23 protein-coding genes are annotated in these 20,924 nt (G+C 68.6%); 10 read left to right on the top strand and 13 right to left on the bottom strand.

Annotated elements, in window-relative coordinates; genetic code table 11:
* The first annotated feature begins 69 nt into the window (after nt 1–69).
* Complete coding sequence (locus AB8M46_RS30745) at nt 70–360, top strand: DUF3040 domain-containing protein (RefSeq protein ID WP_378421085.1); 291 nt, start codon at nt 70–72, stop codon at nt 358–360.
* Here AB8M46_RS30745 and AB8M46_RS30740 read toward each other — a convergent pair.
* From AB8M46_RS30740 to AB8M46_RS30730, 3 genes are all read right to left on the bottom strand, one after another.
* Nucleotides 327–1,271 carry a universal stress protein gene (locus tag AB8M46_RS30740; RefSeq protein ID WP_394362476.1) on the bottom strand — a complete coding sequence of 315 codons (945 nt, stop codon included), beginning with the start codon at nt 1,269–1,271 and terminating at the stop codon, nt 327–329. The genes AB8M46_RS30745 and AB8M46_RS30740 overlap by 34 nt on opposite strands.
* Nucleotides 1,272–1,354: 83 nt before the next feature.
* A complete protein-coding gene (locus tag AB8M46_RS30735; RefSeq protein WP_394362713.1) occupies nt 1,355–2,449 on the bottom strand; it encodes a M20 family metallopeptidase in 1,095 nt (364 codons plus the stop codon).
* Nucleotides 2,450–2,500: 51 nt separating this feature from the next.
* Nucleotides 2,501–4,009, bottom strand: a complete 1,509-nt coding sequence (locus AB8M46_RS30730) for an AbgT family transporter (protein ID WP_037345051.1) — start codon at nt 4,007–4,009, stop codon at nt 2,501–2,503.
* Between the two features lie 159 nt (nt 4,010–4,168).
* Between AB8M46_RS30730 and AB8M46_RS30725 the strand changes: the two genes are divergently transcribed.
* Complete coding sequence (locus AB8M46_RS30725; protein WP_037345050.1) at nt 4,169–5,152, top strand: Lrp/AsnC family transcriptional regulator; 984 nt, start codon at nt 4,169–4,171, stop codon at nt 5,150–5,152.
* Nucleotides 5,153–5,164: 12 nt separating this feature from the next.
* On the opposite strand, the gene AB8M46_RS30720 is transcribed toward AB8M46_RS30725, so the two are convergent.
* Nucleotides 5,165–5,776 (bottom strand): TetR/AcrR family transcriptional regulator, encoded by a 612-nt coding sequence (locus AB8M46_RS30720; protein WP_394362475.1) that lies wholly within the window; start codon nt 5,774–5,776, stop codon nt 5,165–5,167.
* A 114-nt stretch (nt 5,777–5,890) separates the two neighbouring features.
* Between AB8M46_RS30720 and AB8M46_RS30715 the strand changes: the two genes are divergently transcribed.
* From AB8M46_RS30715 to AB8M46_RS30705, 3 genes are all read left to right on the top strand, one after another.
* Complete coding sequence (locus AB8M46_RS30715) at nt 5,891–6,277, top strand: Dabb family protein (RefSeq protein WP_394362474.1); 387 nt, start codon at nt 5,891–5,893, stop codon at nt 6,275–6,277.
* A gap of 161 nt (nt 6,278–6,438) precedes the next feature.
* Nucleotides 6,439–6,663 carry a hypothetical protein gene (locus AB8M46_RS30710; RefSeq protein ID WP_394362473.1) on the top strand — a complete coding sequence of 75 codons (225 nt, stop codon included), beginning with the start codon at nt 6,439–6,441 and terminating at the stop codon, nt 6,661–6,663.
* A 37-nt stretch (nt 6,664–6,700) separates the two neighbouring features.
* A complete protein-coding gene (locus AB8M46_RS30705) occupies nt 6,701–7,321 on the top strand; it encodes a hypothetical protein (protein WP_394362472.1) in 621 nt (206 codons plus the stop codon).
* A 6-nt stretch (nt 7,322–7,327) separates the two neighbouring features.
* Here AB8M46_RS30705 and AB8M46_RS30700 read toward each other — a convergent pair whose 3' ends face one another.
* Entirely contained in the window at nt 7,328–7,927 is a 600-nt protein-coding gene (locus AB8M46_RS30700) for a dihydrofolate reductase family protein (protein WP_394362471.1), read from the bottom strand.
* Between the two features lie 179 nt (nt 7,928–8,106).
* Nucleotides 8,107–9,621, bottom strand: a complete 1,515-nt coding sequence (locus AB8M46_RS30695) for an MFS transporter (protein WP_394362470.1) — start codon at nt 9,619–9,621, stop codon at nt 8,107–8,109.
* A 176-nt stretch (nt 9,622–9,797) separates the two neighbouring features.
* Between AB8M46_RS30695 and AB8M46_RS30690 the strand changes: the two genes are divergently transcribed.
* Nucleotides 9,798–10,523, top strand: a complete 726-nt coding sequence (locus AB8M46_RS30690; protein WP_394362469.1) for a TetR/AcrR family transcriptional regulator — start codon at nt 9,798–9,800, stop codon at nt 10,521–10,523.
* A gap of 331 nt (nt 10,524–10,854) precedes the next feature.
* Here AB8M46_RS30690 and AB8M46_RS30685 read toward each other — a convergent pair whose 3' ends face one another.
* The 6 genes from AB8M46_RS30685 to AB8M46_RS30660 form a co-directional block, all read right to left on the bottom strand.
* Nucleotides 10,855–11,376, bottom strand: a complete 522-nt coding sequence (locus AB8M46_RS30685; protein ID WP_394362468.1) for a DUF4231 domain-containing protein — start codon at nt 11,374–11,376, stop codon at nt 10,855–10,857.
* Between the two features lie 52 nt (nt 11,377–11,428).
* Entirely contained in the window at nt 11,429–11,581 is a 153-nt protein-coding gene (locus tag AB8M46_RS30680) for a transposase family protein (RefSeq protein WP_394362712.1), read from the bottom strand.
* 18 nt (nt 11,582–11,599) lie between these two features.
* Entirely contained in the window at nt 11,600–13,924 is a 2,325-nt protein-coding gene (locus tag AB8M46_RS30675) for an AAA family ATPase (RefSeq protein WP_394362467.1), read from the bottom strand.
* On the bottom strand, nt 13,921–14,322 hold the full coding sequence (locus AB8M46_RS30670) for an RIP homotypic interaction motif-containing protein (protein ID WP_037345033.1): 402 nt from the start codon (nt 14,320–14,322) through the stop codon (nt 13,921–13,923). Before AB8M46_RS30670 ends, AB8M46_RS30675 begins: the two co-directional genes overlap by 4 nt.
* An 88-nt stretch (nt 14,323–14,410) precedes the next feature.
* Nucleotides 14,411–15,370, bottom strand: coding sequence for an NAD-dependent epimerase/dehydratase family protein (locus AB8M46_RS30665; protein ID WP_394362466.1), 960 nt, complete (start codon nt 15,368–15,370; stop codon nt 14,411–14,413).
* Between the two features lie 32 nt (nt 15,371–15,402).
* The gene (locus AB8M46_RS30660; RefSeq protein ID WP_394362465.1) at nt 15,403–16,584 is read right to left on the bottom strand and encodes a saccharopine dehydrogenase family protein; all 1,182 of its coding nucleotides are present in this window, start codon (nt 16,582–16,584) and stop codon (nt 15,403–15,405) included.
* Between the two features lie 134 nt (nt 16,585–16,718).
* Between AB8M46_RS30660 and AB8M46_RS30655 the strand changes: the two genes are divergently transcribed.
* The 3 genes from AB8M46_RS30655 to AB8M46_RS30645 all read left to right on the top strand — a co-directional run bounded on the left by AB8M46_RS30655 (nt 16,719) and on the right by AB8M46_RS30645 (nt 19,033).
* Nucleotides 16,719–17,228, top strand: a complete 510-nt coding sequence (locus AB8M46_RS30655; RefSeq protein ID WP_394362464.1) for a TetR/AcrR family transcriptional regulator — start codon at nt 16,719–16,721, stop codon at nt 17,226–17,228.
* Nucleotides 17,229–17,333: 105 nt separating this feature from the next.
* On the top strand, nt 17,334–18,263 hold the full coding sequence (locus AB8M46_RS30650) for an acetoacetate decarboxylase family protein (protein ID WP_394362463.1): 930 nt from the start codon (nt 17,334–17,336) through the stop codon (nt 18,261–18,263).
* Between the two features lie 59 nt (nt 18,264–18,322).
* The gene (locus tag AB8M46_RS30645) at nt 18,323–19,033 is read left to right on the top strand and encodes a type 1 glutamine amidotransferase domain-containing protein (protein ID WP_350592442.1); all 711 of its coding nucleotides are present in this window, start codon (nt 18,323–18,325) and stop codon (nt 19,031–19,033) included.
* A 67-nt stretch (nt 19,034–19,100) separates the two neighbouring features.
* Here AB8M46_RS30645 and AB8M46_RS30640 read toward each other — a convergent pair whose 3' ends face one another.
* The gene (locus tag AB8M46_RS30640) at nt 19,101–20,048 is read right to left on the bottom strand and encodes a LysR family transcriptional regulator (protein WP_063777635.1); all 948 of its coding nucleotides are present in this window, start codon (nt 20,046–20,048) and stop codon (nt 19,101–19,103) included.
* Between the two features lie 60 nt (nt 20,049–20,108).
* Here AB8M46_RS30640 and AB8M46_RS30635 point away from each other — a divergent pair, with 60 nt between their 5' ends.
* Nucleotides 20,109–20,876 carry an SDR family NAD(P)-dependent oxidoreductase gene (locus tag AB8M46_RS30635; RefSeq protein WP_394362462.1) on the top strand — a complete coding sequence of 256 codons (768 nt, stop codon included), beginning with the start codon at nt 20,109–20,111 and terminating at the stop codon, nt 20,874–20,876.
* The last annotated feature ends 48 nt before the right edge of the window (nt 20,877–20,924 follow it).

Here is a 20,924-nt window from a genome sequence, read left to right as displayed (position 1 = left end):
CGGGTAGTGGCGCTGTTTGTCCCGGGCCCCGGCGGGTACGCGCGGGACAAGGGCGACGAAGGAGGCATCGTGCGACGCAGAGACCGCCGCATCCTGCAGGAGATCGAAGAAGACCTGACCGCGAGCGATCCCGACCTCGCGGCGGCCTTCGACCAGGTGAAGCGTTCCTCGGGTGGCCAAACCTGGTGGGCCGTGCTCGTCGTCGCCGAGATCACCGCGCTCCTCATGATCACGGTGGGACTCTTCAGCGACAGGGGCCTCGTGTTCCTCGCCGGAGTCGCCGCCGCGAGCGCGCTCGTGTGGGCGCACAACACTTACCGCCGGGCTCAGCGGCTACCGGCGTGGCGCTCCTTGTGGTGACGGACCACGGCGACCGGACAAGGCGCGTGGTGCACCATGGCGCGGCTGACCGAGCCCAGAAGAGCGCGGCGTAACGGCCCGCGTCCGTGACTGCCGACGACGAGCAGCGCGGCGCCCTCGGCTTGCTCCGCCAGCGCGTGGGCGGGCCGGTCGACCGCGATCACGCGCTGGACGGGAACGTCCGGATACCGTTCGCGATATCCGGCCAGCGCTTCGTCGAGCAGGGGCTTTCCCCGTTCCTCGATGAGCTCCCTGTCGTGCTCGGTGGGCGTCACCGCCATCGCTTCGAGCGGCAGGTCGGACCACACGTGCAAGGCCACCAGCGCGCGGCCGTGCCGGGCGGCGAAGTCGTAGGCGAATCCGATGGCTTCCCTGCTGATCTCGGATCCGTCGACACCCACCACGACCTTCCCGTCACCGTCCGCCGACGGTTCCTCGCCGGTGCGCACGACCACGATGGGCCGGTGGTAGTCGTGCAGGAGTTCGTTGGCCGTCGAACCGACCAGCAGCCTGGGCAGCGCGGTGAGCCCCGACGAACCGATGACCAGCAGATCCGCGTTCTCCGCGGCGTGGGCCAGCTCGTCGGGGGCGCGACCGGACAGCAACCGCGTCGAAACGGTCAGCTCCGGCCATGCCCGGCGACATTCCTGCGCGATGTCGCCGAGCATGGCCTCGGCGTGCCGCTGCGCTGTTTCCTGCCCTGCTTCGAGGAATCCAGGCCGCGGCCAAGCCCCGCCACCCGGGACGGCTTCGGGCACGGGCGGGAATCCGACGACATGGGCGACGACCAACCCGCGACCGCGGGCGGCTGCCTCCCCCGCGGCCCAGCGCACGGCCTTCCGCGCTTCTTCGGAGCCGTCATAACCTGCGACGACGGCTCCCTTGTCCATTGTGGATTCCGTGGACGACATGGCGTCACTCCCCAACCGCGGGCATTGACACCAGATGGGCTACCACGTCCGGCGGTCGTCGAAACGTCGAATCGCCCCGCTCGTCAGACGAGTGCCGCGATCAGCCCGATCACCAGCGCCGTCCGTTCCGGGATGTGCTTCACGAGGATGTGCTCGTCGCGTGCGTGGGCACCGCCGCCGACGGCACCGAGACCGTCGAGCACCGGGCGGCCCAGCGCCGACACGAAGTTGCCGTCGCTCGCCCCTCCCACCGCGGTCTCCTCCAGCTCCCAGCCCGCTTCGGCGGCCACCTTCCGCGCGGTCGCGAACAGCGCCCGCGACGGGTCGTTCGGGGTCATCGGCGGCCGGTTCCACTCGCCTTCGACCGAGATGCCCACGCGGGGATCGGCGGCTTCCAGACCGGCGAACACCTTGTCGATCCGGTCCATTTCGGACGGTTCGGCGACCCGGACGTCGACGCCGCAGCCGGCGCCGCCCGCGGTGACGTTACGACCGGTGCCACCGGAAATGGTGCCGACGTTGACGGTGGTCCCGAGTTCGCGCGAGCCCGCGGACGCCAGCTGTCCGACGATCTCGGCGAGGGCGTGGATCGCGCTCGCTCCCGCGTACGGGTCCAGGCCCGCGTGCGCTTCGACGCCGGTGGCGGTCACGTCGAACAGGCCGACCCCCTTGCGCGCGGTCTTCAGCTTGCCGTCCAACGACGCCTCGAAGACGAGTGTGGCCAACGCACCCTCACTGGCCGCTTCGATGTACGGCCGCGAGTGGGGGCTGCCGATCTCCTCGTCGCCGTTGAAGAGGAATTTGACCGACGGATGCGGAAGGCCGAGTTCGCGGAGCCCTCGCAGGGCCCAGACCGATTGCACCAGGCCGAGTTTCATGTCGAACGCGCCCGGCCCGGTGACGCGGCCGTCCTCGTCGGTGTACGGCCATCCGGCGAGCGTGCCCGTCGGCCAGACGGTGTCGTAGTGGCTCAGCAGCAGTACCGTGCCCGGCGCCGTCCCCGCGTAGCCCAGTTCGAGCACGTCGCCGCGGACCGTGTCGGTGTGGCGGGTCTCGGTGCCGGGAGCGCCAAGACGGTCGAAGACCCACGCCCGGATGGTGTCGAGGCCTGTGTCCAGCATCGGCTTGTCGTAGCTGTGCGTCTCCAGTTCGACGATGCTCCGCAGATCGTCGAGCATGGCGGGCAGTGCCTGCCGGGACCAATCCGTGTGTGACAAGAGAATCCCTTCCTAGCGAACGGGGGCGCCGGGGCCGAGCGGGATGCCGAACACCCAGAACACGAAGAACAGCAACGTCCACACCACCAGCAGGGCGAACGAGAGCGGGACCGTCATCGAGAACAGCGTGCCGATCCCCGCCGAACGCCGGTAACGCTGCAGGAAACCCAGCGCCATCACGAAATACGGGCTCATCGGGGTGATCGCGTTCGTGCACGAGTCCGCGATGCGGTACAGCGCCTGCGTGGTCTCCGGCGGGATGTCCAGCAGCATCAGCATCGGCACGAACACCGGGCCGATCAGCGCCCACTGGGCGGAGCCGCTGGTGACGATCAGGTTGACCAGCGTCACCACGACGAGGATGCCCAGCATGACGACCGGTCCGGAGACGCCGGCGGTTTTGAGCAGGCCGGCGCCGTTGATCGCGGTGATCTCCCCGATGCCGGTCCATTTGAAGTAGGCCAGGAACTGGGAGATGGCGAAGAACAGCACCAGGATCGGCGCCATCTCACGGAATCCGTGCGCCATGAACCCGGGGATGTCGCGACTGCTGGTCACCGTCCCGGCGACCTTGCCGTACGCCCAGCCCGCGGCCAGGAAGCCGAGCGCGAGGAAGATCGAGATGGACGTCAGCAACGGTGACTCGATGATGCTTCCGCCCTTGCCGCGCAAGGGCGACGACGCGGGCAGCACCGCCAGCACCAGGGCGACCACGAAGACGGCCAGCGCGATGAGCGCGGCGAGCAGGCCCCGTCGTTCCTCGCGGCTGAGCTTGAGCGAGCCGAGGTCGTCCTCCTCCGCGTCGTCGTCGACGGGCATCGCTTCGGCGCGCCGCGCGAGGACCTTCTCGGTCACGAGCGTGATCACGGCGGCCAGCACGACCGACGAGGCGAGCGAGAAGAAGTAGTTGGCCAGCGGGGTGACCGAGTAGGCCGGATCGATCGTCTGCGCCGCCGCCGTGGTCAGCCCGGACAGGATGGCGTCGGTCGGCGTGATCAGCGGGCTCGCGTCGTACCCGGCGGAGATGGACACGAACGCGACCACGATACCCAGGATCGGGCTCCGCCCCACCGCGCGGAAAGCCAAGGCTCCCAACGGGATCAGCACCACATAGGCCGCGTCGGACGCGACGTGGGACACCATTCCGGTGAACGCCAGCGCGAAGGTCACCCACCGCGGTGAGACCTTCGAAACGCCGGACCGGAGCACGGCCGCGAGCAGACCGGACCGCTCGGCGACCGCCACGCCGAGCATCACCACGAGGATCGTGCCCAGCGGCGGGAACGACGTGTAGCTCTTGACCGCGTCGGTCACCATCATCCGCACACCGTCGGCGGACAACAGGTTCTTCGCCTCGACCGTCTTGCCCGTCGCCGGGTTCACCGCCGACACGCCGGCCGCGCTGAGCGCCCAGCTGGCCAGTGCCAGCACTCCGCTCAGGATGACGAAGAGCCAGAACGGATGCGGCAGCTTGTTGCCGAGCCGCTCGACGCCGTCGAGCGCGCGCAGCAGGAGGTTCATCGGACGTGAGGTCGTTCTGGCCTGGCTGGAACTCACCGGCGCGGCTCCTTCCTGATCGGAGGCCCATTACAAACTCAAGCGACCGAATAGTGCAACCTTGAATCGAATTCTGCACGGATCAGTCATGTAAGACTCATGGATGACTGATACATTCATCGAGTGCTGACCGAACCCGACCTCGACCTGATCGCGGCGCTGCAGATCGCCCCGCGCGCCTCGGTCGCCACGCTCGCCGAAGCGCTCGACGTCTCCGCCAGCACGGTGGGACGGCGGCTGGTCCGCCTCGAGGAACAGCGGATCCTCCGCGTGATCGGTCAGGTCGAGTGGACGGCGAGGGCTCGCGGGAACCCGCGCCACGTCTGGGTCACCACCGAACCCGGCGCGTCCGGTTCGGCGGCGCAGGCGCTCGCCCGGTTTCCCGAGGTCCAGCTGGCGGCGGAGACGGCGGGCCGGTCGGATGTCTACCTGGCCGTGCACGTACCGGACCGGGCCGAGGCGCGCGAACTGCTCGCCGAGCGCATCCCCGGCGTGCCGGGTGTGGCGGGAACCCATTCGGAGCTGGTGCTGCGGGCGCTGACCAGGGCCGACTCCTGGCGCCTGCACCGGCTGAGCGAAGACCAGCAGAAGATCCTGTCCCGCGAACAGGTCGTCCCGGACGGTTTCGACGCCGACGACGTGGGCCCGGACGAGCGGCGGCTCATCGGGCTGCTGGCCGGGAACGGCCGGATCACCGCGGCCGAAGCGGGCCGGAGCCTCGGCCTCAGCCAGTCCACCGCCTACCGGCTGATCCAGTCGACGTTGCGGCGCGGCATCGTCCGGCCCCGCGTCGAGGTGGAACCCGCGCAGCTCGGCTACGAACTGGAGGCGGTCATCGCGCTGACCATCACCCCGGGCGCCATCCAGGCCGTGGCCGGGGAACTGGCGCGGCATCCGTCGGCGCGCTACGTGTCGATCGTCGCCGGCACCGCTTCGGTCATCCACCAGGGCGTGTTCCGCAACGAGGACGAGATGGCCGACTTCCTCACCAGGGACCTCGCTCCCCTGCCCGGCATCACCGCACTGCAGGTCTCCGTGGTGTTGCGCATGCTGCGCCGGTACTGGCTGTACCGGGAGGACGGCAGATTCGCCCCGGACCGCCCCTGAGACCCACCGGCACTACGGGCCGTACGCGCGCACGAAGGTATCGACCGCCGACTCCGCCATACCTTCGAGTTCGGCCGCCGGGACAGCGCGAGTGCCCAACCGCGAACGGGACTCCAGCGGCCCGATCAGCAGGGCGAGGAACTGCTCGGCGGCCCTGGCCGGATCGCAGGAGCGAAGAGCGCCGGAAAGGGCGAGACGGGCGAACCGGTCGGCCAAGGCCTCCGTCAGGTGCACCGACGTGCGCTCCTGCATGGTGATCGCCAGCTCGGGGAACGCGGCGAGCTCGGCGTAAGCCAGCGACCGGAGCGCGCGCGAACGCTCGCCGGAGCAGATGCGCAGCAGCCGGGAAGCCGCGGTGCGCAGTGTCGCGCGAACATCGGCCCCCGCCTCGCGGAGCGGCTCGATGGCGTCGAGCGTGTCGGCGGCGACGCTGTCGGCCGTTGCCGACATGGCACCGCGGAACAACGCTTCCTTGTCGCCGAAATGGTTGTAGACAGTGGGTTTCGCGGCCTTCGCCTCGTCCGCGATCTCCTGGACGGATGCCCGGGCGTACCCGTGGCGCGCGAAGACCGTGAAGGCCGCGTCCAAGATCGTTTGGCGCTTGTCGACCCTCGCCTTCGTCACGACACGATCCTATCCACCGGACTTTCAGCGTCCGGCATTGCGCATGAACCCACCCGTTCACTACTTTGAACTCGCCGGTTCAATCTACGGGAGGCAGTCTTGATCGTCCAGTTCATGCGCTTCGCGTTCCGCGAAGACAGCACAGCGGAGCAGAAGGCCCGCGCCTTGGAATTGATCCGCCGAACCGCGGCGGTGGAGTCGGTGGCGTTCTCCACGGTCGGCAGGCTTCTCGGCGATGCGGCCGAGGGCTACACCCACGGCTATTCCTTCGGCCTCGCCGACCTCGGCGCGTTCGAGCGCTACATGTACGACCCCGTCCATCTGGCCGGCGACCCGGAGATCCTCCCGCACTACGCCAAACTGCATGTCGGACTCGCCGTTTCCGACGACCCCGATCCGGAGCTGGCCGCGAAGATCACCTCCGTCTACCAAGGAAAACTCGCCGAATACCCCGAGTGGGAACGGCTGATGGCGGCGATCCCCGAAGTCCGGTTCGGCTGACCCGCGACCCGCCTTCACCCCGCGGATAGCTGGAGCCATGCTGATCGAACATCGAGGACGACGGCCCGTGGTACCCGAATCGGCGTACGTCGCGCCGTCCGCGGTGCTGAGCGGCGCGCTGATCCGCGGCCGCGACCGGCGCGTCGCTGTTTCCCGGCGCGGTGCTCCCCATCGGCTGGATCGCCGCCGGGAACCCGGCCACGCTGTTCTCGCCGGACCGGCACGACGAGCTCTGGGAACTACAACGCACCTTGGAATTCCCGCAGGTCGTGTACGGCGTCCCGAGAGGGACCACGATGCGCGAGATCATGTCGCGACAGGCCCGGTTCTACGGCGCGCACCAGGACGATCGGATTCTCGAAGACCGTCCGGACGACGACGCGTAGTCCGGAAGAAATGCGAGATACTCCCCGGGTGATCACGATGCAGCCCGTTCTGGAGGTCCGCGCGACGGACGGCTTCGCCCTTTGGCCTGTCGCCGAGACCGAATCGTTCGGGTACATGCCGCTCAACGGCGAACTCACGCCCCTCGAGGTCGGAACAGCGGTGATGAACATCGCCGCCTGCAACGACATCGACCCTGAGGACGGCGTCCGCCCTCCGCGTCCCACCGACCCGCTGGGGTCGTTCCTGCACGGCCTGCTCACGCTTGACACCCTCTTCGCGGCCGGCGGGTTTCAGGTGACGGACAGCTCCACAGGCGTGAAGTTCATGCCGGGCTGTTGCAACGGTCTGGAGGACTGGCGCGAATGGCACCAAGTCGTCGAGGGCAGCGGCCAGGTCGGCTTCGGGCACGATCCCGATCCCCTCGCCGAACGCCACGGTGATGCCGTGCGGCTGACCGTCGACGCCGAGCGAACCGACAGCCCGACGATCGAGTTGCCTGCCGCCGATCTCCGGCACCTCCTCGCCGGAGCCGAGCACGACCTCGCCGGTTTCCTGGCGCTGGCAACAGATTGGGCCGAGAGTAACCTGCCCCACCACGACGGCCCGGTCATCGCCGCCCTCGCCCGCGCACTGGACCTCCGAGTCGGCAGCTGGTGATCGGCACTATTCGCCGGGGTCCACGGGATAGACGAGGTGCGTGACCTTCTTGCCCTGGATGACCCGGGGCTCGCCGAATTTCCGGGGAGCGGTACCGAGCGTGTCCACGAAACGGACCCCGTCGCCGAGCATGAACGGCACGAGGTCGATGCGGATCTCGTCGAGCAACCCCTCTTCCAGCGCTTCGCGGGCTACGACGCCCGGGCCCACGCCGACGTTCTTGTCCCCGGCGACCGCCTTGGCCTGCTCGATGGCGGCCTTGACGCCGCCCTCGGTCACGAAGACGAACTCGGCGCTTTCGGGAGCCCAGCCTTCAGGCACCGAATGAGTGACCACGAAGACCTGCACGCGCATGGGGTGCTGTCCGCCCCACCCGTCCATGCCGTCGAACTGGTTTCGCCCGACCACCAGAGCCCCGTAGCCCTCGATCATGTCGCGGACATAGTCGGCGGACGCCTCGGAGACCAGGTACGACCGGCCCGACGCGGTGGGCACCTCGACATCGCCGGCACGGCACCACGCGAAGAGGTATTCGAACCCCCCGTTCTCCGGACCGGCGATGAAACCGTCCAGCGAAACGGACGCCTGAGTCGCCACCTTTGGCATGAGAAATCCCTTCCAGCACGAGGAATCGAGACTTGCGACCCTGGCAGCGTCACCGGTCGTTGTCCACTTCTCCCGTGCTCGACAACACCGCGCCCCCTCTCCCTGCGCGGGCGGAAGGACAAACCCACGACGCCTGGATTCTCCGGGATCGACCGATCACGGGCTCAGCGGGACAGGGTCTATCTCGACGGCGCCCGGACGAGCAGCACCGTCAAAAGCGCGCCGACGAAGGCGACCCCCGCTACGACGAAGAACAGACCGTTGAGGCCGCTGACGTAGCCCTGGTGCGCCGCGTCCAGGACGAGAGTCTGTTGCGCGGGAGGCAATCCAGCGGCGGCATGGCCGAGCTGACCGCTCGATGCCGCACCCGCCAGTTCCGCGACCGGAACCGGGACTCCGGCGAGATCCCGGGTCATCGACGAAACGATCTCGTGGGACAACAAGGCGCCGTAGATCGCGATACCCATCGCCATCCCGGTCTGGCTGACCGTGTTGTTCACCCCGGCGGCCATCCCCAGCCGCGGCCCGTCCGCCACCTCCATCGAGAGGGAACCCAAGGCGGGCAAGGTGATTCCCAGTCCGAACCCGGCGATGATCATTCCGGCGAGCAGGTCCGTCCAGGTCGACGACGGGGTGAGCCCGTGCAGCACGATCAGCCCGACGCCCACCAGCGCCAATCCCGCGGTGGGCAGGACACGGGCGGGCAGCCGATCCATGAACGCACCCGCCGCCGGTCCCGCCAGCAGGATCGGCACGTTGACCGCGAGGAAGCACAGGCCGGTCTGCAACGCCGAATAACCGAGTTCGTCCTGGAAGTAGAGGGACAGGTAGACCAGCAGGGCGAAGAAGCTGCCGTGGGTGGCGATGGTGCTCAGCTGCGTACCGCTGAAGGTGCGCCTGCGGAACAACGAGAGCTCCAGCATCGGCGACGGGTGCCGGCTTTCGATGAGCAGGAAGAGGACGAGCCCGAGCGCGGCGCCGCCGAACATCAGCAGAACCCGTGCGCTTCCCCAGCCGTATTCCTCTCCTCGTAGCAGCGCGAACATCAGCAGCACCAGCGCCGCGGTCAAGGTGAGAAGGCCGCCGATGTCCAGGCTCTTGTCCTTGCGCAACTCTTCGCGCCGGGGCAGCTTCGCCCACGCGATGCCCCACGTCGCCAAAGCGACCGGGATGTTGACGAAGAAGACCCACCGCCAGCTCAACCCGGCCACCAGCACCCCACCGAGCAGCGGCCCGAGCGCGACGGCGACCCCGGCCGCGGCACCACGGACGCCGAACGCGAACCCCCGTGCCTGACCTCGATAGCACTGCGCGACCAGGGCGAGTGTCGTCGCGAACATGATGGCGCCGGCGAGACCTTGGACGACTCGCGCCCAGATCAGTGTGTTCGAGGTCGGCGCGATTCCGCAGGCGAGCGAGGAGATCGCGAACAGAAGGACGCCGATCAGGAACATCCGGCGGCGGCCCACGCGGTCACCCAGCGACCCTGCGGTCAACTGGAACACGGCCATCGCGAGGGTGAAGGAGTTCACCACCCATTGCAGGTCGTTGAGGCCGGCACCCAGTTCACGCTGGATGTCCGGCAGCGCGACGGTGACGATCGTCGCGCTCATCATCAGCATCGACACCGCGGCGACGATGGCGACCAAGGGCCACCAACTCGTCGTTTCCTCGTTCTCGAGCTTCGTGTTCACCCCGGTTCCATCCCGGGGAACGTTTACACCCACCGGAAACCTCTTTTCGACGTCCATCCATCTAACAGTGCTAGGCGGAGACTAACGGCGCTAGTTTCATCGGGCAATGCCTAGCACCGCTAGGGCGTCCTAACGATGCTAGGCTGCGAGGAGCGCGACACGAATGGACGAGCCTGATGACAGAGCCCCGCCGCACCAGCAAGGCTCGAGCTCGCCGGAACCCGGACGGACTTTGGGACAAAAGGACTCCGGAGCCGCGGCTGGACCGAGCCGAGATCGTGCGGTGCGCACTCGACCTCCTCGAGAGCCAGGGCTTCGAGTCGTTCAGCATGCGAGGACTCGCCACGGCGTTGAACATCAAATCGCCGTCGCTGTACTGGCACGTGCGCGGCAAGGACGAACTGTTCGACTTGATCGTCGACGCCGTGCTGGGCGAATGCCGACTCCCCGACGACGAGGACGACATCTGGACCGACCGGCTCGCCAACGTCGCCGGCGAACTGCGCCGCGTACTACTGGATCACCCCGCGGCGACACGACTGCTCACCGGGCGCGTGCCGCTCGTGCCGAACTGGTTACGAATCGCCGAGCATGTGATCGGAACACTGCGGCGCGCCGGATTCGACAAGCAGTTGTCCAATTACTGCTACCTCGTCCTCCTCTACTATTCGATCGGGTTCGTCACCCAAGAGGTCGCGTTCGGCACCGGCTCGGCCGCGGACGAACGGCTCGGCGAAATGCACGAGTTCGTACGCAGCCTCCCGACGGACCAGTATCCGAATCTGGTGGAGGTCACCGAGGGCTTCAACGAACGCGGCCTCACCGATCGGTTCGAGCTAGGACTCGCCGGCATACTCGGCGGCTTCGCGAACGAACTGGCCAAACAGGACACCAGCGCCTGAGCCCACCGGCCGAACAGGTCCCGTCCTTTCCCGCCCGAAGCAGCAGGTCACCAGGGCGCCGTCCCCGAAAACGTCCCGGTAGGACCATCCGCGGGCAACGTCGCGGCGATCACCGCCGGAGCCGCTCCCGCTGCTCGAAACGTCGACGATGCGGCCCGCGCCGGATCCGCGCAGACGGTTGCGCAGCTCTCGCTCATCGGAACCGGCGAGCGCGTCAAGGGCGTCACACGCCGGGAATCCGATCACTCGCACGCGGGCGTGGGCGATGCGAAGTTCGCCGTCGAAGACACGCTCGACCAGCCGACCCTTGATTCACGCCGTCAGGGAAGCCTTACTGTCCAAGCACGGGAGGCTGTACAGCAGCGGTTTCTTCTTGCTCTCGAATCCGCGTGCGTCGAGCAAGCCAGCGATGGCCGCTACCGTGAGCGAAGAGTTCGATCCTGACGACCAGGTCCCTGGCGGCGTCGGGTCCTTGGTAGGGCGGAGCGTCCACCAGGAACAGTGCAGCCTCCCGCTCGATGTCGTAACGCATGCGGTTGTCCTCGATCCAGTTCTCGTGGATCTGGAACGTGGTGCGGATACCGGTGGCCACCAACACGATGGCGCCGAGCGCCGCAACCACCGTCCCGTCCAAGCGAGCGGTCGTGGCGACCGGAACCGCTGCCGCCGCGAGAACGGCGGTGACCTCGGTGAGGGCATAGCGCTTGCGATTACGACGGCCCGCAGCCTGATACCAGGCGATCCGATTCATGACCATGGCAGGAAGTTCCTGCCCATCCTTGCGAGACGAACCCCGGAAATGGGCAAGCCCATCTGTTCTCGGCAGCTTCTGACGACGCTTTATGCTGATCATCGATCAACCCCTCAACTCCAACGACGTGGCTGGGCCTCATCCTCCCGGAGCGTCAGCACTGTCGCCGCCATTCACGACCGGCTTCAAACAGCGCATCGAGCGCTCGGTTCCGCCGCCGGGTCGCGGTCGGCCGGCTCACACCGAACAGCACGCCGAGCTGTCGATCGGTCGCGACGCCGTCCCTGCCATCTGTTCGCCGAAGTATCGAGCCGTCAGGATCGCGCTACCGCGTCGGTTCGTCTTCGAAATCCGGGCGGAGCCGCCAACCGAGCAAACCCTGAACCGGCTCGTCACAACCGGCGGTCTCGGGGGCCGGGGCCGCCCGTTCTGCGGCGTCACGGGCGTCGTCGGGTCGGCCAGCGGCGGTGAAGATGCGTTCCAGTTCGCGCCATATCTGAACTTCCGCGCGACGGTCACCGATCTTCGCGTAGGTCACGGCGGCGGCGACGAACGCCTGCACGGTGTCGGCAAGCCAACCCGCCTCGCGGAACACCACACCCAGGTTGCGCCACGTCTGCGCCGCGCTGCGCCTGTCGCCGACTTCCTCGAAGGCGGTTCCCACAGCGAGGAACTCGTCGATCGCGTCGCCACGCTGCTGGAGCTCGTACAAGGTGATCGCCAAGTTGCCTCGCGCCATCGCCGCATGAGGTCGGTCACCGATGTCGTGGAAGATCGCCACCGCGGCGGTGTGCTCGTCGAGAGCGCGGATGTGATCGCCCCTTTTCTGGAGCGCGGAACCGGCGTTGCTTCGCGCGGCGGCTTCGCTGCGGCGGTCACCGAGTTCCTGGAAAAGGTCAACGGCATAGAGGTGGTAGCTTGCCGCTCTCCCGGCGTCGCCCACGCCTTGCAACGCCAAGCCCATGTCGTCCATCATCCGGCCGTCGATGGCCAGATCGTCGAGGAGTACGCGGCCGGCCAGCAGCGCGGTGTTCAGATTGTGCAGGGCCTCCTCGCACCGTCCAGCCTCGGTCAGGGCGGCCGCCAGGTTGTCGATGGCCAGGACCGTCGTTACCGGGTCACGCAACCGGCGCGCCGATCGGTCGGCGATCCGGGCGACGGCGCCCCAGTCGGCCACCTGACGCCGCCAGGACCAGAGATTCGACAGGGCGAAAGCCAGATCCACCACCTTCTGATGTTGTTCGGCCTCCTCGGCTGTCGCCACCGCGGCGACCAGGCACGCCTGTTCCGTGTCCAGCCAGGTCAGTGCGTCCTGCCAACCGGTGAACGGCCCGCCGTGAGGGTGCGGTGCCTGGGAGCGCACCGTCGCCATCCAGTCCAGCGCGGCTCGCGTCGTCACCAGGTAGTGGTCAAGCACCCGGTCGGTCGCGGCGGCGAGCTGCGCCGAGCTGATGCCGAGATCGGCCACGGCGTGCCGGGCGACTGCGAGGCGCAGCAAGTCGTGGAACTGCCAGCGCCGCGGGCCACCCAACAGCAGATGGGCGCGGGTCAGCACCCGCAACCGCACCCTCGCGACCACCTCGTCCACACCCAGCACCGCCGCCGCGGCCGCCGAACCGGAGTCCGGGCCGGGCGCGATCGTCAGCAGGCACAGCAACCGGGCCGCCTCGGGATCTCGGGTGCGCAGCCGGTGCCAAGACGTCGCGAACGCGGCGTGTATCCCGCCGACACCGTCATCCAGTACGTCCAACCGGGTTCGCGTGTCAGCCAGGTCGGCGGCGAGCTCCCCCATGGTGAAGTCCGGTTCCTCGGCCAAGACGCCCGCGGCGATCGCCACGGCTTGAGGCAGCCACCCGCACCACCGCAGCACCTCCGCCACAGCGGCGGCATCGGCCACCCGAGGATCAGCCGGCAGGCCGCGGCTCCGGGCCCGCTGGTGCAGCACGGCTCGCAGCAGCTCCGCTGCCTCATCGGGCGCCAGCACCCCCAGCTCCACTCGATCGACGCCGGCCAGAGGCAGAGTGTCACGCGACGTGATCAGCACCCGGTGAGCGCGGGCAGCGAACGGTGTCGGCAGCAGATCGCGGACTTGATCGGGATCCGCGGCGTTGTCCAGCACCACCAGCACCCGCTGGCCGCGAGCGGCCAGCAGATCAAGGTGGCGGTGATAAGCGGTCGGCTGCTGCGCCACGTCGGTCGGGATCCCCTCGGCCGGCACGCCCAGCGCCCGCAACGCCGACGCGAACACCTGACCGGGCCGTATCCGGTTCTCCACAGTGGGTTCATAGCCGCGCAGATCCACGAAAACCGCACCGCCGGGAAACCACCCTGAAGCCACCGCCTCCGCGGCGACCCGTCGGACCAGCGCGGTCTTGCCGATCCCGCCCATACCTTGCACTACGCCGGCCACCGGGCGGGCGACGCCGGGTTCGGTGGGCGCCAGAAGCCCGGTCAGCCGCTCGAAATCCGGGGCCCTTCCCACGAACACCTCGGCGTCGGGCTCGGCGTGAATCGCCGTCACCACCGCGCCGCTTTCCGGGACAGCGCCCTGAACCTGGAGGTAGAGCGTGTTGTGGTCGCCGACCTGCACACCCTGCCCGTAACGGGCGTCGACCGCCTTGGGCTTCGGTTCGTCGGCCGACGCGGTCACTGCGACGATCGCGAGCCGAAGTTCAGCGTCATCGAGTTGTGGTCGCCGACCTGCACACCCTGTGCCTCGCGGGCATCGACGGCGAACTTGCCGCCGGCCGAACCGGGTCGATCAAGCAGGTCTCGCGCGGCGGCGACCAACTCGTCATCGGGTTCGAGGTCCACTCCGTCCAGTGCTCGAGCGAGCTCGGCCCGGATCCGCTGTTCCCGGTCGGGTACGGAATCGTCGCGGGCCGCTTCTTCGAGTTCCTCGGCCGCCTTCCTCCCCAGCCGCCGACGTAGCCCGCCGACCAGGCCACCGTAAGCATCCTTGACCGCGAGCGAGGCAGTGTCCTTGGCCCCGACCGCCGCTCCCGCGACCAGCGCGGCTGCCACCACATCCACCAGATCCCCCACCATCGCGCCTCCCTACGCCCGAGCCAGACGACCAGTCTGCCCCGCACCACCGCCCTTCGACCAGACCGGCGATCTGGCAGGACTTCGGAGGTCAGCGGGGAGGCCAGGGTGCTCTCGTATCCCCATAAGCCGTCGGCGCGAGGATCCGCTCCACGCCCTCCCGGTACGTGGTGACCCGGAAGTCCGGGAAACGGGCCGCGAATTTCGAGCTGTCGAAGATGTTGTCGTCGCGGTAGCGGGCGAGCAGCTCGTACATCTCGTCGAGCGGCTTGACGAAGCGGCGCCCGAGACGGAAGGCGAACATCGGCAGCACCGTGTAGCCGATCTTGCGGCCGGTGACCTCGCCGGCGATCTCGACGAGCTGGGCGTACGTTCGCCGGTTCGGGTCGACCGGCAGATGCCATGTCTGGTCGTAGGCATCCGGGGTGTTGCCGAGCAGGGCCAGTGCCCGGCTCGCGTCGGGAGTCCAGATCAGGGAGCGCTTGGCGCGGGCGTCGACCGGGACGAACGGCCGCTTGCCCGCTCTGATCCGGTCGAACACCAACGAGTTCGTGTAGCTCGTGGTCCGGCCGGGCCCGTAGAATTCGGGGGCGCGGCCGATGAGGCCCTGGACCCGGCCCGCTCGCATGGCCTCCAGCAGCATGGTGGCGAGCTCGCCGCGGACACGTCCTTTGCGGCCGCCCGGCGCGAATGCCGTGGACTCGGTCTGGGGCGCCGACGTTCCGGGATACATGTAGGTGTTGTCGAAGAAGACGAGCTTCGTTCCGTGTTCGGCGCAGGCGTCGATGACGTTGCGCATGATGACGGGGAACTGCCGCTCCCACAGCTGCGAGTCCAGGGGCAGCCCGACGGTGAGGTAGGCGATTTCGCTGCCCGCGACAGCACGGCTGGTGGCCGCGGCATCGGTGAGGTCCGCGGCCACGAGCTCGTCGGTGTCGTTGACCTGCTTCGGCTTGCGGCTGACGAGCCGGATGTCTGTGGTGTGGTTGCGGTGGAGCTCGTTCACGAGCTCGTCGGCGATCGGTCCGCCGGCGCCGAGAACGGTCTGCATTCGGGTCTCCTTTGAAGTGTCGGGGGGGCAGCTCAGGTGATCACGGTGAAGCCGATGCCTGCGTCCTGGAGCCGGCGCGTCAGGTTCTCGCCCATCGCGGCGGCGGTGGTGACCTGGCCGGCGGTGGGCGGGTTGTCGTCGAAGGCCAGGCACAGCGCCGACTCGGCCAGCATCTTGGCTGTCTCGGTGTAGCCGGGGTCTCCGCCGCTGACCTGGGTGTGCACGCTCTCACCGCCGCCCTCGCCGACGAAGTCGACGGTGAACCACGTGCGGTCGCGCCGCTCCGCCGACGGCCCCTCGCCTTGCGGGATGCGTCGGCCGATGGCGCGGCGCAGGGGCGGGACCTGCACTGCTGCCAGGGCGGCGGCGAAACCGGCGACCGCGCCGGCGACGGTGGTGGCGCGTCGGACCCCGGCGTAGTGGGAGTAGGTGAAGTCGGGCCCGTAGTCCGGGCGAGCGAGCGCGGACCGCCGGACGACGTCGGGGTCGATCGTGGGCAGCGGGATCAGCCAGGTCCCGAGCACGCGGTCGCGATGGGGGCGGCCGACACGGGTGCGAACCTGTCGTCCCCGCGGTCGCGGCTCGAGCCGACGGCGTCCGGCCGCGGCCAGCAGCATGGCGCGCGGTCGCGACAGCTGGCCGAGACCGGAGTGCAGCGTGCCGCCGGAGATGGTGGCGTTCGTGCGGACCACGCCCCGAAGGGTCACCGGCACCCCGGACGGCAGCTGCTGGACGGTGAAGAGCGCGCCGAGATCGTGCGGGATCGAGTCGAAGCCGCACGCATGGACGATACGAGCGCCGGTCCGCTCGGCCGTCGCGTGGTGCTCGACGTACATCCGGTCGACGAACTCGGGCTCGCCGGTGAGGTCGACGTAGTCCGTGCCGGCCGCGGCACAGGCGGCCACGAGCGGTGCGCCGTACTCCAGGTAGGGGCCGACCGTGGTGATCACGACCCGCGCGGACTCCGCGACGCGGGCCAGTGACCGAGGATCCGAGGAGTCCGCGTGGAGAAGCGCGATGTCCTCCCCCCGCTGACCGATCCGGAGGAGACGGTTGCGGACGCCCTCCAGCTTGGCCTGGTTGCGCCCGGCGAGCGCGAGCCTCCCTTCACGAGGGAGACGGGCGGCGAGGTACTCGGCGGTCAGGCCGCCGGTGAAGCCGGTGGCGCCGAAGAGCACGACGTCGAAGGGACGCGGGTTCGTGGGTGCGGACATCGGCCTCGATTCCTCCGGACGCGGTATGTTTACAGTGCTCACAACAGCGTAGGAGGGTGAAGTAAGCGGTGTCAACATCAGGGAAGGGTGGCTACCATCACGGCGATCTGCGGGCAGCGCTGCTGTCGTCCGCCATGGAGATGCTCGAGGCCGGCGAGCCCTTTTCGCTTCGCGCCATCGCGCGTAGGGCCGGCGTGTCACAGACGGCGCCGTACCGTCATTTCAAGGATCGCGACGCACTGGAGTCCGCCCTGGCCGCCGAGGGCTTCCGGGACCTCCTGGCAGACCTGGGCGACGGGCGCACACCGCCCACCTCACTCGCGGACTTGGCCGAATTCGCGGTCACCTATGTCGCCTTCGCGTTGCGGCGCCCCGCCCTCTTCCGGGTGATGTTCGGCAAGCCGTGCGACGACGCGGATGACGAGCGGGTCAAGGCCGCCGACGCCTTGCACGAACTGCTGGCCGACGCACTCCACCACGTCTTTCCCGAGGCGGACGCCTCGGCTCTGGCGTCCGCCGGATGGGGGCTCGCACATGGACTGGCCTGCCTGTATCTCGACGGCAAGCTGCAGGCGGCCTCGGACGACGAGGTTGCCGAGCGGGTGCGCGGAGCCTTCCTCGCGATCGCGTCGGTCACCCCCTGAGGCCTGCCGAACGTTCGTCGCGGGCCTCATACCCTCCGGTGTTGACAGTGCTCACATGTCGTGCGACCCTCGGTGTTGACGCCGCTTACATTGAGGAGAGCGCTCATGACACCGTCCGGCAAGCTGACCGACCGCACCGTCGAGGTCGACCTCGGAGGCCGTCTCGTCACCGTCCCCGAAGGTGGCCTCTACGACCGCTTCCGGATGAACACCGACCTCGACGAGGTCGCACGGGACCCGAGGGTCGGCAGCGTCGACTTCTTCCGCCGGATGCCGAAGACCCGCGTGGACTCCCGCATCGGACCCACGCTGACGCCGAACTTCTACTACCGCATCTCCACGACCCGGCTCACGATGCTCGCGCCGACGAAGGCGATCCGGAGCCGCCTGCCACAGGAGCTGGAGCCGCTCGAGGTCGCCCCGGGACTCGGGATCGTCTCGGTGATGGCCTTCCGGTACGACGTGTGCGACATCGACTTCTACACCGAGGCCGCCGTCGGCATCGCCGTCAAGCCGGCCCGGCACAGCCGCGGGCTGGGCCTGCTCGACCTGGTCACCGGACTCAAGAACGACTCCCTGCACTCCTACGTGCTCTCGCTCCCGGTCAACACCGAGATCGCGCAGGTCCGCGGCCACGACGGCTACGGTTTCCCCAAGTGGGTCACCCGGCTCGACGTCGACATCGACACCGGGCGCACCTCCGCCAGGGTCGCCAACGACCAGGGCGGCCTCGACCTCGCCCTCTCGGCGCCCACGCCGAAGCAGACCGCCCGGCCCACCGGCGAGCACGTCTCCACCCTGACCTCCTACACCACGATCGACGGCGCCTGGCACGCCACGACCAGCCAGATCAACATGCTCTCCGCCGGCACCACGCGGTTCCCCCGCGGCCTGGACCTGCGGCTCGGGGAGGGCCGGATGAGCCAGGACCTGCGCTCGCTGAAGCCGATCCGGACGATCCAGCTCGACGTCACCACCGAAGGCCAGCTGGCACTGCACATGCCGGTGCCCACCTCCGTCCAGGACCGGAGCTGAGGACGAGATGACCACCACGAGCCGCACCGGCCCGCCACCCGCCGGAAGGAAGAACAGCCATGACCAAGCGCATCCTCAACGTCGTCACCAACGTCGGTCACTACGACGACCCGTCCCACGCCACCGGGCTGTGGCTCTCCGAGCTCACGCACGCCTGGCACGTGTTCGACGAGGCGGGCTTCGAGCAGACCCTGGTGAGCCCAGCGGGCGGTGCCTCGCCGCTCGAGCCGCGGTCGCTGAAGTTCCCCACCTACGACAAGACCGCCAAGGCCTGGCGCGCCGACCCCGCGAAAATGGAACTCCTCGCGACCACGAAGAGCCCCGAGGAGATCGACTCCGCCGACTTCGACGCCATCTACTTCACCGGCGGCCACGCCGTGATGTACGACTTCCCCGGCTCCGAAGGCCTGCAGCGCATCACCCGCGAGATCTACGAGCGCGGCGGCATCGTCTCCTCGGTCTGCCACGGCTACTGCGGGCTGCTCGACACCCGCCTCTCCGACGGCACCTACCTCATCGACGGCAAGCACATGACCGGCTTCGCCTGGCAGGAAGAGGTGCTCGCCCGCGTCGACAAACTGGTGCCCTACAACGCCGAAGAACGTGCGAAAGAGCGCGGCGCGCTCTACGAGAAAGCCACGCTCCCCTTCGTCTCCTACACCGTGACCGACGGCAACCTCGTCACCGGCCAGAACCCGGGCTCGGCCAAAGCCACCGCACGAAAGGTCGTCGAAGCCCTCGCGGGCAACACGTCGCAGACCCACCCCTGAGGCGCGCCCGTTCCGTGGAACGCAGGCCGACGCCCGGGACGATCGATCCACGGTCCGCGGCCCTGGCTCAACGATCTGCTGACTCCGCAAGCGGCTCGGTGCCCCCCTGTTCCCGACGGGAACTGTCGCCACAGAAGCAGCCGATGCAGGCGTTCACGAAGACACGCACCGCGTCCCGGCGATCCGGGCTGCGCCAGACGACCGCGAGTTCGCCTGGTGAGAGCCCGGCGACCGGACGACAGACCACGTCGTTTCGTTGGTAGATCTCGACATTCCCGGCGGCGAGGAGCGCGACACCGAGCCCGGAGGCGACCGCCTCATAGGACTCCTCGACGGTCTCGGCTTCGGCCGCGACGTCGGCCGGGCGCGGACGGCTTGCGGTCGCCAGCCAGAACTCGCGCAGCGGCCCAGCCGACGAGGGGAGCGCGATGAACGGCTCGTCGATGAGTTCGGCGAACGGGATCACCTCGCGGCGGGCCAGGCGATGGCCCGGCGGTACCGCCACCCATCGCTGCTCGGAGGCGACCACCCGCCAGGAAAGCCCGGTGTCATCGGGAATGGGCAGCCAGGCGATGGCCACATCCACATCGCCGGCAGCCAACCCGATCGACGGATCGCTCCAGGGGACTTGACGGAACCGCAGTCGCCAGCTCGGCAGCGACTCGCTCATTCTCGCCGTGACACCAGGAATGAGCCCCCGGCCGATTCGGGTCTGGAAGCCGACTGTCAGCGTGGCCAGCTGCGTCGAGGATGCCTCGGCCGTTTCCCGGCGTGCCCGCTCCCATAGCTGCACGATCTGCTGGGCACGGGGCAGCAGTGCCTTACCCGCGGCGGTCAGCGCGACGGCGCGGCGGTCCCGGTCGAACAGCGTCACCCGCAGGCAGGCCTCCAACTGGCGGATCTGTTTGCTCAGCGCGGGCTGCGAGATGAACAGCCGATCGTTCGCCGCCCGAGTGAAGCTCAACTCCTCGGCGACCGCGATGAAGTACCGCAGATCCTGGACCCGAACATCCATAGCCGCAGGTTATAACGACAGGTATTGGACGCGCGTGCCGACCGGTCACAAGATCAATGTATGGAACTGACCGGAAAGACGGCGCTGGTGACGGGTGCGTCCCGAGGAATCGGAAGAGCGATCGCCACCCGGCTGGCCGCCGATGGAGCGTTGGTCGCCGTGCACTACGGACATGATGACGCCGCGGCGAGGGAGACCTTGGCCGCGATCGAGCGCGTCGGCGGGGTGGCCTTCGCCGTCCACGCCGAGTTCGGCGTGGACGGCGATGTGGACACTTTGTTCGCCGGAGTGGAGCAGGGGCTGACCGGCCGGCCGCTGGACATACTGGTCAACAACGCGGCCGCCTTCGCCGGCACGCTCGACCAGGTGACGCCCGAGGAGTTCGACCGGCTCTTCGCGATCAACGTGAAGGCCCCGTACTTCGCGATCAAACGGGCGCTGCCGCTGTTGCGGGACGGCGGCCGGATCGTCAACGTCTCCTCCGCCGCCACCAGGATCGCCATGCCCGAGACCGCGTACGCGATGACGAAGGGAGCGGTGGACGTGCTCGGCCGGAACCTGGCGCAGCGACTCGGCCCGAGGCGCATCACCGTGAACACCGTCGCTCCCGGGGTCACCGAAACCGATATGAACTCCTGGATTCAGGACGCTCCGCACCTGGTCGAGCGAAGCACGGCCATCACCGCACTGGGTCGGGTCGGGCAGCCGGAGGACATCGCCGACGCCATCGCATTTCTCGTCTCCGAGGACGCCCGCTGGATCACCGGCCAGTGGCTCGATGTCACCGGCGGCCTGTATCTCGGGCCTGGCGAGTTCCGGAACTCTTGAGGGGTAAGGCAAACGTATCGTGGTCGCGGACGGGGTCGATGCTGGGGC

Source organism: Amycolatopsis sp. SB7-3 (genome assembly GCF_041021335.1).
Classification (GTDB): domain Bacteria; phylum Actinomycetota; class Actinomycetes; order Mycobacteriales; family Pseudonocardiaceae; genus Amycolatopsis; species Amycolatopsis japonica.
This window is presented reverse-complemented; position numbering and strand designations above follow the sequence as displayed.